Genomic DNA, 12,840 nt, shown 5'->3' on the forward strand with positions numbered 1-12,840 from the left:
TCTAGACAGCCACGGTCCGCTGAGGGTTACTTCACGCTGATGGGGATGAGCGCGCGGCCGGGTGATCGAAGGTGATCCCTGCCTCATCGATCCGCTGGGTGGCGTCCCGGTCCGGTGGGGGTGGGGGCGGGTTATGCTCGTGGCGCGGTTGGTTCTCCCGGTGCCGTGTTGGTGTCGGGAGTCGTAAGAGGGAACCCGGTGTGATTCCGGGACTGCCCCGCAGCGGTGAGTGGGAACGAACGCCGTCATCGGCACTGGGTGCGTGTCATCTGGGAAGCGACGGTCAGTAGGAGTGTGTGTGATGCCCGCGAGTCCGAAGACCTGCCAGCCGCTCGTGCGCCGTCCGGTGTGCGGTGATCCGTGGTCTCGTGGGAGGGCCTGGGATGGGTTTTTCCTGGGTGTTCCTTCCGTGTGGCCGTGGGTCGGCATGGCATGAGCCGAGGGAAGGACGCCATGAGCAAGGTCACCACGACCGTTTTGGGTTATCCCCGTATCGGGGGCCGTCGCGAGGTGAAGCGGGCGACGGAGGATCACTGGGCCGGGCGGGTCGACGCCGCCGGCTTGCAGGAGACGGCCGCCGGGTTGCGGCAAGGAGTGTGGCGGAAGCTGTCGGAGGCGGGGCTGGACGCGGTGCCGTCCAACACCTTCTCCTTGTATGACCACGTGCTGGACACCACCGTCATGGTGGGCGCGGTGCCCGAGCGGTTTTCCGGTGCCGCGGACCCGTACTTCGCGATGGCCCGCGGCGCCGAGGGGGTCGCACCGCTGGAGATGACCAAGTGGTTCGACACCAACTACCACTACCTGGTTCCGGAAGTGGGCCCCGAGACCCGGTTCCGGCTCGACTGGAGCAAGCCGCTGGCCGAGTACGCCGAAGCGCGGCGGCTGGGCGTCGAGACCCGGCCGGTGCTGGTCGGGCCGCTGTCGTTCCTGCTGCTGGCCAAGTCCACCGAGCCCGGCTTCGCGCCGTTGCGGCTGCTGGACGGCCTGCTGGAGACCTACGCCGAGCTGCTGGAGCGGATGGCCGCGGCGGGGGTGGCCGAGGTGCAGCTGGACGAGCCGGTACTGGCCGCCGACCATACGGAGGAGGAGCTGGCCGCGCTGCGCCGGGCCTACGCGCGGCTGGGGGAGCTCAGCAGCCGCCCCCGGCTGCTGGTGGCCACCTACTTCGGCGAGATCGGGCCCGCACTGGAGATCCTGGCCCGCAGCCGGGTCGAGGCCGTCGGCCTGGACTTCGTCTCGGCGCCCGGCAACCTGGAGGCGCTGGCCGCCGCCGGTGGGCTGCCCGGCAAGACCCTCGTCGCCGGGGTCGTCGACGGCCGCAACGTCTGGCGTACCGACATCGCGAAGGCGCTGGCGACCTGCGCCGCGCTGCTCGGCCTGAGCGACCGGCTGGTGGTGAGCACCTCCTGCTCGCTGCTGCACGTCCCGCTCGACCTGGACGCCGAGACCTCGCTGGACCCGCGGCTGCGCGAGCGGCTGGCCTTCGCCAGGCAGAAGGTCGACGAGGTCGTACGGATCGGCCGGGCGCTGAACGGCGAGGAGGTCGTCGCGGGGGAGAGGACCGTCGAGCGGTTCCTCAACCCCCGGGTGCGAGCCAGGCTGGATGCCCTGGGCGAGGGCAGCCCGCGCGCCCCGCACGCCGAGCGGCTCGCCGTGCAGAACGCCGACCTGGGCCTGCCGCCGCTGGCCACCACCACCATCGGCTCCTTCCCACAGACCGGCGAGGTGCGCCAGGCCCGCGCCGCCATGCGCTCGGGCGACATCGACAGGGCCGGGTACGAGCGCAGGATGGAGGCCGAGATCGACCGCGTCATCGCGCTGCAGGAGGACATCGGCCTGGACGTGCTGGTGCACGGCGAGCCCGAGCGTAACGACATGGTCCAGTACTTCGCCGAGATGCTGGAGGGCTACGCCGCCACCGAGCACGGCTGGGTGCAGTCGTACGGCAGCCGCTACGTCCGCCCGCCGATCCTGTTCGGCGACGTCTCCCGTCCCGAGCCGATGACGGTGCGCTGGGCCTCCTACGCGCAGTCGCGGACGAAGAAGCCGGTCAAGGGCATGCTCACCGGCCCGGTGACCATGCTGGCCTGGTCGTTCGTCCGCGACGACCAGCCACTGGGCGAGACCGCCAGGCAGGTGGCGCTGGCGTTGCGCGACGAGATCCGCGATCTTGAGGCGGCGGGCATCAGGATCATCCAGGTCGACGAGCCCGCGCTGCGGGAGCTGCTGCCGCTGCGGCGGGCCGACCACGAGGCATACCTGGAGTGGGCGGTCGCCGCGTTCCGGCTGGCCACCAGCGGGGTGGCCGACAGCACGCAGATCCACACCCACATGTGCTATTCGGAGTTCGGAGAGATCATCGGCGCGATCGGCGACCTGGACGCCGACGTGACCAGCGTCGAGGCGGCCCGCTCCCGGATGGAACTCCTGGACGACCTGCGCGCCTTCGGCTACGCGCGCGGCATCGGGCCCGGCGTGTGGGACATCCACTCGCCCAGGGTGCCCTCGGTCGGGGAGATCGAGGCCGCCCTGCGTACGGCCGCGGCCTCGGTGGATCCGGCCCTGCTCTGGGTCAACCCCGACTGCGGCCTGAAGACCCGCGACTACCCGGAGACGGAGGCCAGCCTCAGGAACATGGTCGAGGCTGCCCTGCGTGTCCGCGCGGAAGCGGTCTAGAGCCGGTTCAGAGGTTCGATCATGTGGCTGGGGTGAGGAGCTTCAGCCACATGATCGAGCCTCGGAGGCAGGGGCCGGTCTCGTGGCTTGCCGGGGTCCTGCGTCGCGGCGTCGCCAGGCGGGCCGGTGCAGAAGATCGTTGATCGAGCGCCTCTACGTTCGGCCGAGGTCGTGCATGCCGGAACGGCTGACTCCTGGCGAGCGCGCAGACCTCGCTCGGGCGGCCGGGGACCGATGTCCAGCCTTTGCGCGAAAAACGCCGATGAAGGAGCTTGATTCATTAACCTTTCGTCCATGGATATACCGGGCGTGGACTTGACCGTGCCGAGCGCGGCACGCATATACGACTACCTGCTGGGCGGCAAGGACCACTTCGCCTCGGATCGTGAAGCCGCCGATATGGTGCTCCAGTCCGTGCCGAACGCGCGCGAGAACGCCAGGGCCAACCGTGCCTTCCTGAGCCGGGCCGTGCGCACCCTCGTCGACGCGGGCGTCCGCCAGTTCCTCGACATCGGCGCCGGGTTGCCGACGCAGGAGAACGTTCATCAGGTGGCCCAGCGCGCGGCGCCGAGCTCACGGGTGGTCTACGTCGACAACGATCCCGTGGTGCTCGTCCATGCTCGCGCGCTGCTCGCCGACAACCCCGGCACGGTGGTCGTCCCGGCCGACATCCGCGACCCGGCCGCCCTGCTGCGGCACCCCACGGTCCACGACTACCTGGACTTCACCCAGCCGGTGGGAGTGTTATTGCTGGCCGTCCTGCACTTCATCCCCGACGACGAGGAGGCGGCCGGCATCATCGCCGAGATCCGTCGCCCGCTGGTGTCCGGCAGCTACGTGGCCATTTCCCACGGCCACCCCGGCGAGCTGACCGGAGACCTGGCGAAGAAGGGCCAGGAGCTGTACGGCCGCACCCGTCAGGGAGCCGTCGTCGGCCGCACCCGCGCGGACATGGCCGCGTGGCTCGAGGGCTTGGAGCTCCTGGCTCCGGGCATCGTCCCCGTCCAGGGCTGGCGCCCCGAGGACGACTTCGACCCCATCCCCGACCTCGCGGAACCCGGCATCTTCGGCATGGTCGCGAGAGTTCCGTAGGGGTCGCGTCCCTTCGGGAGACGTCCACCGGGTCCCGATGGTGATCCGTTCCAGGTTCACGAAACGGCCGGGGGAGACCTTCCCGCCGCGCGAGCACACCCACCTGCCGGCCGCCCGAGTCGACGCCGTCCACACGATCTGCGCCGAGCTCGGGCGCACCTCCTTCGCAGACGATGATCGGCGGGGCCGCTGCCCGTGGGCAGCCCGGCCTTTCTCGGGGTGGGTGACCGGCAAGGTCCACCTGCCGGTCGGCCGGCGATGTCGTCCGCTGTCCTTCGTCTTGACCGTGGGGCAAGCGTTGACCGTTTGACCGTGGGGCAAGCGGGGACAGCGCGCGGTTTCGCGCCGTCCTGGCTCGTATCAAGGTCCGGCCGCCCGTGTACCCGCCCTGCCGCGGCGGCCGCCGACAAGGCCTGCTCCCTCCCGTTCCTCCCGCGACAACCGCGGCCATCTGTGCCGACGCCACATCAGGGCCGTCATCCCCGAAAAGAGCGACCGGGCGGCCAACCGTGAGAACCGCCGCTCCCGGGGCCCGGCCGAAGGGGCCGTCGCGCCTGACCGGCTTCCGAATATTTCATGACTCGAATGTTTACTGTTAGGAAACTTTCTTTTATATTCGAGTCACCCCCCAGCGAAGGAGCAGGACATGCGCAGAACGGTCACCTTCCTCGCGATGGCGATCATCGCCGTCGCCTCGACCGTGTTCATCGCCTCGCCCGCCAACGCGCACGGCTACATCTCGTCGCCGCCGAGCCGCCAGGCCATGTGCGCCCAGGGCCGGGTCTCCAACTGCGGCGACATCATCTACGAGCCCCAGAGCGTGGAGGGCCCCAAGGGCCTGCGGAACTGCCACGCCAACATCGCCCGGTTCTCCCAGCTCAGCGACGAGAGCAAGGGCTGGCCGGCCACCAGCGTGGGCAACTCGGTCACCTTCAACTGGGTGCTGACCGCCCGCCACGCCACCAGCACGTGGGAGTACTACGTCGGCAACACCCGGATCGCGGTGTTCAACGACGGCGGCAGGCAGCCCGGCGCCACGGTCTCGCACAACGTGAACCTGGGTGGCAGGACCGGCCGTCTGAAGATCCTCGCCGTCTGGAACATCGCCGACACCGCCAACGCCTTTTACTCCTGCGTCGACCTGCAGCGCTGATCCGCGATCCGCGATCCGCGATCCGTGACCTCAAGACCCGATCCGGCCGGACCTGTCAGGTCCGGCCGGATCGGGCCGGCGAGGCCCGGCCCGTCAGAACCGAACCGCTCCCGCGCCCTCCGCGGCCCGACGGCGTCCCGCGCCGTCTCCGGCCCGATGGGCGCGGGGGCGGTTCGTCGTTCCATCACCTTCTTCGGACCCTCTCCCGGACGCTCCAGGAGAGGTCACCGGGGGCGGTCGCGTTGTCACACGAAAGGATCTACCTTGAATGGATCCGGAATGGCGGCCACGATGTCGTGGACATAGCAGCTCAAACTGTGCAACGCGGTTTTCGTATGCGCTTTAATTGCCGAAACCTCGGTGATTCAACTCAGCGGCAATGGGGAACAGATATCGTGCGTCCAGGGTTCCCGGCGCCCGTCGGGGCAGGGGTCGGCACTGTAGGGGTGGACGGTGACTCGTCGCACAAAAAGAATCACCGATGTCGCCACGGCGATTCTGGTGGTTTTGGGAATCCTGGTCGGACTTCCGGTGCGAATGGTCGAAGAATATCTTCCGGACACGGTCGTCGAGCACCGGATCGAATGGATCGCGATTTTCGGATTAACCGCCTCCCTTGTCGTCCTGCTGACATGGCTGACGCCGAAACTGAGGGAGTCACGCACGCGCGGCGGGCTCTTCCTGGTGCCGGACAGGCAGCCGGGCTGGGTCAGGAGAACCGAGCTGGACGACGTGGTCTCCACCCTGACGATGAGGGGTTCGGGCACGGTCGGGCTGACCACCGGCCTCGCCGGGGCGGGCGGGTTCGGCAAGACCTCCCTGGCCGTGGAGGCGTGTCACAGCGACGAGGTGCGTAAACGGTTCGGCGGCGGCGTCATATGGGTCACCGTGGGCCGTGACCGCGCCGGTGCCGACATCGCGGCGCTCGCCAACGACGTCACGGAGGCCGTGCTGGGCGTCCGGCCGGAGTTCTCCAGCCCCGAGCAGGCCGGTCACCGGATGGCCGAGGCCCTGGCGGAGCGGGGCCGCGTGCTGCTGGTGGTCGACGACGTGTGGAGCCTCAGGCAACTGCGCCCCTTCCTGGCCGCGGCCGTGCGGTCCCGGGTGCTGGTGACGACCCGGCTGCCCCGGGCGCTGCCCCCGAAGGCGATCGCGATGATCGTCGACGAGATGGCGCCGCGGGTGGCCGTCCAGGTGCTGAGCCGGGGGTTGCCGCCGATGAACCCCGGGGTCGTCAGCGACCTGGTCGGACTGACGGGGAGATGGCCGCTGCTGCTGTCCCTCGTCAACGCGCGGCTGCGCGACGAGCACGGCGCGGGAACGAACGCCGACGTCGCCGCACGCCGGGCGGCCGAGCGGCTCGGCCGGGCCGTACCCGCCGTCCTGGACGTCACCGTCGCCTCCCAGCGGGAGACCGCCGTGCTCGCCACCGTCGAGCACGGCCTCGAGGCCCTCGGCGCGTTCGACCGCGCCCGTTTCCTGGAACTGGGCGTCTTCCCCGAGGACGCCGAGATACCGGTCACCGTCGTCGAGCTTCTCTGGCGGGGCACCGCGGGACTCACGTCCAAGCAGGCGGAGCGGCTCTGCGGAAGGCTCCAGGACCTCTCACTGGTCAGCAGACGTCACGCGAGGGGAACGACGCCGTCGATCACGATCCACGACGTCGTCCGTTCCGCCGTCCGCTCGGAGGGCGGCCTGGGAAAGGAGCGCGCCGAGGCCGCCAACCGCGACCTCCTCGACGAGGCCAGGAACCTGATACCCGACGACGACCTCACGGCGGACGCCGAATGGTGGAGGCTGCCCCGGACCGTGCCCTACCTCTGGGACCACCTGCTGTTCCACCTCTCCGAGGCGAGGAGATACCGGGAGCTGGAGTCGCTCCTGCACGACGTGCGGTGGTTCGTCGCCCGGGTACGCGCGTTCGGGGTGGCCGCGGCGGAGGCGGACCTGGCCCTGTCGACCTCCCGTTCCGTCGCCGGGGTCCGCCGGTTGATCGACCGCAGCGCCCACCTGCTGACCCCCTTCGAGTCGGACGCGGTCTCCACGTCGAACCTGCTGGCCCGCCTCTACGCGTTCCCGCCGATGCGGGCGTCGGTCGAGCGCTACAGCCAGGAGAACAAGACCACCTTCCTGAGAGCCCGCTGGCCGCTGCCCGACGACGGCGCCACCTGCCTCCTGCGGACCCTGACCTCGGCGACGAGACGGCTCGACGAGGTGTCGATCACACCGGACGGGTCACGGTTCGTCGTGCACGCCCGCGACGGCGGCGCGCAGATCTGGAAGGTCGACGGCACCACCCGGACGACGCTGGCCACCCACGGAAGACCGGTGCACGAGGTCGTCGTCGCGCCGGACGGCTCGTGGCTGGTGACCCGCTCCGGGAGCAGGAAGGTGCAGATATGGGGGATCGGCGGCACCGAGAGGGCCGTCCTGCGCACCGGGACGGGAAAGCTTGCCGCGATGGTGGCGGCGTCCGACGGGTCGTGGCTGGCGACCCTCTCCGCGAGCGGGAAGGGCCGCCTCTGGAATCCCGACGGGAGCAGGCGAGCCGCCCTGCGAAGCGGGGCGGGAAAGCTCGCCGGGCTGGTGGCCGCGCCGGACGGTTCGTGGCTGGCGTCCCGCTCCGCGACGGGACGGGTCGCTCTCTGGAGTCCCGGTGGGAGGAGACGACTGGTCCTCAGGAGCCGGGTCCGGGTGAGAACCAAGCCGCGACGCCTGAAAGACGTCCTGAGGATGCGCGGCTGGAGCCAGGAGGACGAGAAGGTCTCCGGCCGGGACAGGCCGATCGGCAAGGTCTCCGAAATAGCCGTCTCACCTGACGGTTCGTGGCTGGCGACCCTCTCCGGAGACGGGAGCGTGCGCCTGTGGGGAGCCGACGGCGTCGAGCGGGCCGTCCTGACGGGACACACCGGGGCGGGATCGGGCATGCGGATCTCTCCCGACGGTTCGTGGCTGGCCACCTGGGCGTCCACCGGTCCGGTGCGGCTGTGGGAGGCCGGCGGCAGGCAGCGGGCCGTCCTGACGGGTCATGCGGGGGTGGTTCGTCAGGTGGTGATCGCGCCGGACAGCGGCTGGCTGGCGGTTCTCTCCGGTGATCGGAGTGTGCGGCTGTGGGAGGCCGACGGTGTTGAGCGGGCCGCTCTGACGGGTCATGCGGGGGTGGTTCGTCAGGTGGTGATCGCGCCGGACAGCGGCTGGCTGGCGGTTCTCTCCGGTGATCGGAGTGTGCGGCTGTGGGAGGCCGACGGTGTTGAGCGGGCCGCTCTGACGGGTCATGCGGGGGTGGTTCGTCAGGTGGTGATCGCGCCGGACAGCGGCTGGCTGGCCGCCTGCTCCGACGAGGGGACGATCCGGATCTGGCAGTCGGAGCGCACCGCGCGGCAGAGCCGCAGGGGCCGGACCGGGACGGTGCGCCAGGTGACGATCTCCCCCGAGGGGAGCTGGATCGCCACGCACTCCGGTGACGGGTCGGTGAAGCTCTGGAACGAGGACAGGATAGAAGGGGCGACCCTCACCGTTCCCCTCGAGAACAGCCACCACGGCGTTGTCTCGCCGGACAAGACGTGGCTGGCCGTGTGGTCGGCCGACCACGTCGTCCGGATACGCGGCGCCGGCGGCCGCAGGCGGGCCATCCCGACGGGGCACGCGGGACGCCTGCGCGGGGTGGCGATCGCTCCCGACAGCACCTGGCTGGCCACCTGGTCGGCCGACCGGACCGTACGGCTGTGGGGCGCGGGCGGCAGCAGGAGGGCGGTGCTTGCCGGTCACACCGGGCCGGTGCGCGAGGTGGTGATCGCTCCCGACAGCACCTGGCTGGCCACCTGCTCCGAGGACGGCACCGCCCGCGTGTGGTGGGCCGACGGCACCGAGCGCGCCGTCCTGGTCGCGAACGTCAGGGCGACGGCCCACCTCCTCATCTCCCCGGACGGCGGCTGGCTCGCGACCCTGTCCATCTACGGGAAGATCCAGCTCTGGAAACCGGACGGCCGCAGGTACGCCACCCTGAGGAACAGGGTGGAGGACATCGGCGAGATCACCGTGGCGCCGAACGGCAGATGGTTCGCCATCTTCTCCGCCAACGGGACGGCCGGTCTGTGGGGAGCCGACGGGAAGGCGCGGGCCTCGCTCAAGGGATGCCCGGGACCGGCCCGGGGGGTGACGATCGCCCCCGACGGCACCTGGCTGGCCGCCTGCTTCGACGACGGCGGCGCCCGTGTCTGGTCGGCGGGCGGCACGGAACGGGCGAGACTGTCCGGCGGCGAGGGAAGGATCCGGGGCGTGGCCATCTCCCCGGACAGCAACCTGCTCGCCACCTGCTCCGACGACGGCACCATCCGGGTGTGGGACAGGTACGGCGAGTCGTCCGCCGCCGGAGCTCGGGTCGAGGCGGGCCTCAACTGCCTGGCCTGGTTCCCCAGCGGCTTCACCCTGGCCGCGGGCGGCGACCAGGGCCTGTACGGGTTCGACCTCTACCCTCCGCCCGAATAGCGCCCCGATCGCGCTCGCGGTGGGCCGGCGCGACCGGCGCGGTCGTCACCGCGGCTCCCGCGCGGTGGGCTCCCGCGTTCGGCCTCGCGGCGGCGCGAGCGCGGCCACGGCCGTGAGAACGGCGGACGCGAGCACCCCCTCGGCGGCGACCGGCGCGATCCGGATGTCACCGGTAGTCCTCCGGGGCGACAGCGCCGCTCTGGCGCTGGGTCGCGCCGAAGTAGCCGCCCCAGTCCGGCCGGGAGCCGTCGGCGTCGGTGAAGCCGTACTCCTTGGCCAGCTGCCAGGTCGACAGTGAGTGCCCGCTCCAGCGGCTCACCTCCGGGTCGGCGGCGAGCGCGGCCACCGCGCGGCCGAGGTAGGCGGGTGTCTCCGACATCGCGAAGTAGGAGTCCCTCGCGATGCCGTCGCGCCAGGTGGCCTCGGTGACGCCGAAGTGGTCGAGCATCGCCTCCGACCGGAGGAAGCCGGGCGTGAGCGCGAGGGCGGTGACGCCGTGCGGCCGCAGGTCACCCGCCTGCGCCAGGGCCGCCCGGATGACACCCGCCTTGGCCAGGTCGTAGAAGAAGGTGCCCCGGTAGTCCTGGTCGGCGGTGCCGTCGGTGACCTCCACGACCAGGCCGCGGCGGCGGGCCACCATCAGCGGCAGCGCGTGCCAGCTGGTGATGATGTGCGTGTGCACCGCCTGCCGCTGCAGCAGCAGGCCGTCCTCGAGAGGCTGCTCCCACAGCGGCTTGTCCCACACCGTCATCGGGTCACCACCCCAGACGTTGTTGACCAGGATGTCGAGCCTGCCGTCCTGCTCGCGGTCGATCCGCGCCACCAGCTCGCGGACCTGGGCGACGTCCAGATGGTCGGTGGGGACGGCGATGCCGTGGCCGCCGGCGGCGGTCACCAGGTCGGCGGTCTCCTCGATGGTCTCGGGACGGTTCATCGGCGATCTCGCCGCCGCCGTGCTGCGGCCCGTGACGTAGACGGTCGCGCCGGCCGCGCCGAGCTGGACGGCCGTTCCCCGGCCTCCGCCACGGGTGGCTCCGCTCACGAGGGCGACCTGTCCGGTCAGCGGTCTGTTCTTCACCGGTTCTTCTGTCACCGGTCCTCCTTGTCGCGCCGATAGGGGTCGAGCAGCGTGCTCAGGTCCCGGCGGAGCGCCTCGGCCAGCGGCTCCGACCTGGTCATCGCCCAGGTGAGCTGGGTGCCGTTGCGGATGGAGTCGACGGCGGCGGCGAGCGCGTCCACGTCGGCGCCCGTCGCCAGGTGCCCGCTCGCCACCGCCGACCGCAGGCAGGCGGCGAGCTCGGCGCGGACCGCCGCGTCGTGCTCGCCCAGCAGCTCGCGGAACTCGGGGTCGGCCAGCTCCAGGTGAAGGAACGCCAGGTGGTTGGCGAACTCCTCCGGTTCGGTGTCGGGTCCGGCGCTGCGCACCACCGCGCGGATCAGCCCCTCCACCGGATCGGCGGCGGACTCGAACGCGGCCCGCATCGGCTGGACGAACGTCTTCTCGGCCAGACCCCACCGGACGAATCCGAGCAGCAGGTCGCGCTTGCTGCCGTACCGCCCGACGAGCACGCCCGTCGACACCCCGGCCTCCCGGGCGACGTCGGCCAGCGTCAGCCGGCCCGGTCCCACCCGTCCGACCGCCGCGGCGAGCGCGACCATGATGCGCTCCTCGCTGATCGTGCGCGGCCGTCCCGCCATGACCCCTCCCATTAAATAATGAACCTTCATTATTTATAGCACACGGCGACGACCCCCCGATCGGAGCGCCAGGAAGCGGCCGGTCCGGCCGTTCACATGGGGGAACGGCCGCGCACGCCTCCAGCCGCCGGCGGCGGGCCTTCACCGCGGAATCGGTTCCAGGAGTGATCACCTCCTTGGCGAGGGCGGCCGCCCAGAAGGTGAGGCCGGACCAGCGCTCCGTCTCGTACAGGTGGGAAAAGGCGCGGTCTCGCCTCCGAACCTCGAGGCCACCCGTGCCCCGAGGGCCGCGGGCAGCGTGCGAACGGCCTCGACGATCAGATCCGCGCCCGTGCCGAAGGCGGCCGCGTGCTTGAGGGCGAGCTGGGCCGCGCGTCCCTGAACCTCGTAGGAGGTGTGCGCGAACGCCGTGACGAGCGCGTGCGCCAGCTCGCCGGCGCACGCGGGCGAGCGCCGCACCTCCTCGTCGAGCCAGCCCAGGCCCGCCCGGGCCATCCTGGCCTCGGGGCGGAAGGTCAGCGCGCCGATCGCCTCGACGACGTCGGCGCCGTCGTGGGGGCCGGTACGGCGCACCTGGGCGAGCGCCAGCTCGGCGACCGTGCCGGGGGCGGCGGGGAGCAGCCGCAGGTAGTCACGCGCCCGCGCGGCCGCCTCCTGCGGCACCGGGTCGATCAGGTCGTGCAGCCGTACGAAGAAGCGCAGGTCGATGGCGTCACCTCCGCGCAGGAAGCGGCTCACGCAGCCGTCCAGGAGATCCTCGCGCGACACCTTTCCGGCCGCGAGGAGCCGTCCGAGCAGGGAGAGCCACCGGGTGGGCGCGGGTGTCAGCCGTTCCTTCCGCAGGACGCGGCCCACCCCCTCCACCTCGAAGATCCTCGCGAGCAGCGGACCGGCCAGCGGGTCGTCGTCCACCATCTCGGCGGAGAGCCAGGCGAGCACGAGGGGGTCGTGCTCGGGCGGCTCGCAGCCGGAGGCCCGCAGCAGCGCCAGCGCGAGCGGAACGATGCGATCACCCGCCGCGCGGATCCTCCTGGAGAGCCTGCCCGCCACGTCGGCCTGCCAGCCGGCGGGACGGACGGCCAGCACCTGGACCACCCCGGCCGGATCCGCCCGCGGCGCCCACCGGGGGTTGAGCTCGCGGCGGGCCAGCCAGGCGGCCACCGCGGCGGGCCCCGAGATCGTGCCCGCGCCCGCGATTCGCAGCGACGGCTCGAACTCGGCCAGCGCCTCGTCCGCCCTCGAGCGGGCGATCGCCTGACGCACCTCCTGCTCCCAGGAGAGCAGCTCGTCTCTCTCCTCGTCGGAGGCGAGGTCGACGTCGAGGTCGGCCGGCCCGCTCTCCCAGGCCATCCGCGTGGTGGTCTCGCGCAGTTCCTTGAGGAACCCCGGCAGTCGCCCCGCCACCTCGGCGCGCTCGGCCTCGGTCAGCGCGACCACGCGGTCGGCCAGCGGTCCGGTCTCGCGCCGGGTGATGAGGTCGCGCACCTCCTGCCAGGCGGTCACGAGGTCGTCTCCACGGTGATCCGGGCGGCCCGCGCCTCGCGCGGCCCATCGTGGCCGGCGCGGAATGTCCCCCTGCCGGACACCTCGCCGTCCAGGGTCTCGTCATCGGATGCCGGTGACCCCGGACGCCCGTCTTCCACCGGGGAGGAGGGCGCGGCGTGGCCGTACGCCCGTGTCGCACGTGTCATGTGCCGGAGAGTAGAGATCATCACCGACAAAGTGAGCGC

General features: G+C 71.5%; 8 protein-coding genes and 1 riboswitch. Of the genes, 4 read left to right on the top strand and 4 right to left on the bottom strand.

The window, feature by feature from the left end; translation table 11 throughout:
• The first annotated feature begins 132 nt into the window (after positions 1–132).
• A riboswitch (cobalamin riboswitch) is annotated at positions 133–343 on the top strand.
• A 110-nt stretch (positions 344–453) separates the two neighbouring features.
• The 4 genes from metE (at position 454) to ACTOQ3_RS24955 (ending at position 9,412) form a co-directional block, all read left to right on the top strand.
• The gene (gene metE / locus ACTOQ3_RS24940; RefSeq protein ID WP_440085759.1) at positions 454–2,679 is read left to right on the top strand and encodes a 5-methyltetrahydropteroyltriglutamate--homocysteine S-methyltransferase; all 2,226 of its coding nucleotides are present in this window, start codon (positions 454–456) and stop codon (positions 2,677–2,679) included.
• A gap of 294 nt (positions 2,680–2,973) precedes the next feature.
• On the top strand, positions 2,974–3,771 hold the full coding sequence (locus ACTOQ3_RS24945; protein ID WP_440085760.1) for an SAM-dependent methyltransferase: 798 nt from the start codon (positions 2,974–2,976) through the stop codon (positions 3,769–3,771).
• 646 nt (positions 3,772–4,417) lie between these two features.
• Positions 4,418–4,924, top strand: coding sequence for a lytic polysaccharide monooxygenase auxiliary activity family 9 protein (locus ACTOQ3_RS24950; RefSeq protein ID WP_440085761.1), 507 nt, complete (start codon positions 4,418–4,420; stop codon positions 4,922–4,924).
• A 537-nt stretch (positions 4,925–5,461) separates the two neighbouring features.
• The gene (locus tag ACTOQ3_RS24955) at positions 5,462–9,412 is read left to right on the top strand and encodes an NB-ARC domain-containing protein (protein WP_440085843.1); all 3,951 of its coding nucleotides are present in this window, start codon (positions 5,462–5,464) and stop codon (positions 9,410–9,412) included.
• Positions 9,413–9,578: 166 nt separating this feature from the next.
• Here the strand turns inward: ACTOQ3_RS24955 and ACTOQ3_RS24960 are convergent, their stop codons facing one another.
• From ACTOQ3_RS24960 to ACTOQ3_RS24975, 4 genes are all read right to left on the bottom strand, one after another.
• Positions 9,579–10,505, bottom strand: a complete 927-nt coding sequence (locus ACTOQ3_RS24960) for an SDR family oxidoreductase (RefSeq protein WP_440085762.1) — start codon at positions 10,503–10,505, stop codon at positions 9,579–9,581.
• Entirely contained in the window at positions 10,502–11,110 is a 609-nt protein-coding gene (locus tag ACTOQ3_RS24965) for a TetR/AcrR family transcriptional regulator (protein ID WP_440085763.1), read from the bottom strand. The genes ACTOQ3_RS24960 and ACTOQ3_RS24965 overlap by 4 nt, the downstream gene beginning before the upstream one ends.
• 168 nt (positions 11,111–11,278) lie before the next feature.
• Entirely contained in the window at positions 11,279–12,613 is a 1,335-nt protein-coding gene (locus ACTOQ3_RS24970; protein ID WP_440085764.1) for a hypothetical protein, read from the bottom strand.
• Positions 12,610–12,801, bottom strand: a complete 192-nt coding sequence (locus ACTOQ3_RS24975; RefSeq protein WP_440085765.1) for a hypothetical protein — start codon at positions 12,799–12,801, stop codon at positions 12,610–12,612. Before ACTOQ3_RS24975 ends, ACTOQ3_RS24970 begins: the two co-directional genes overlap by 4 nt.
• Positions 12,802–12,840 lie beyond the last annotated feature (39 nt).

The organism is Streptosporangium sp. LJ11 (assembly GCF_051918945.1).
In the GTDB taxonomy this organism is placed as follows: Bacteria; Actinomycetota; Actinomycetes; order Streptosporangiales; family Streptosporangiaceae; genus Streptosporangium.

Coding starts and splice junctions, on each gene's coding strand:
- ACTOQ3_RS24950 (WP_440085761.1), top strand. CDS start 4,418: ATGCGCAGAACGGTCACCTTCCTCGCGATGGCGATCATCGCCGTCGCC.
- ACTOQ3_RS24955 (WP_440085843.1), top strand. CDS start 5,462: ATGGTCGAAGAATATCTTCCGGACACGGTCGTCGAGCACCGGATCGAA.
- ACTOQ3_RS24945 (WP_440085760.1), top strand. CDS start 2,974: ATGGATATACCGGGCGTGGACTTGACCGTGCCGAGCGCGGCACGCATA.
- ACTOQ3_RS24975 (WP_440085765.1), bottom strand. CDS start 12,801: ATGACACGTGCGACACGGGCGTACGGCCACGCCGCGCCCTCCTCCCCG.
- metE (WP_440085759.1), top strand. CDS start 454: ATGAGCAAGGTCACCACGACCGTTTTGGGTTATCCCCGTATCGGGGGC.
- ACTOQ3_RS24965 (WP_440085763.1), bottom strand. CDS start 11,110: ATGGCGGGACGGCCGCGCACGATCAGCGAGGAGCGCATCATGGTCGCG.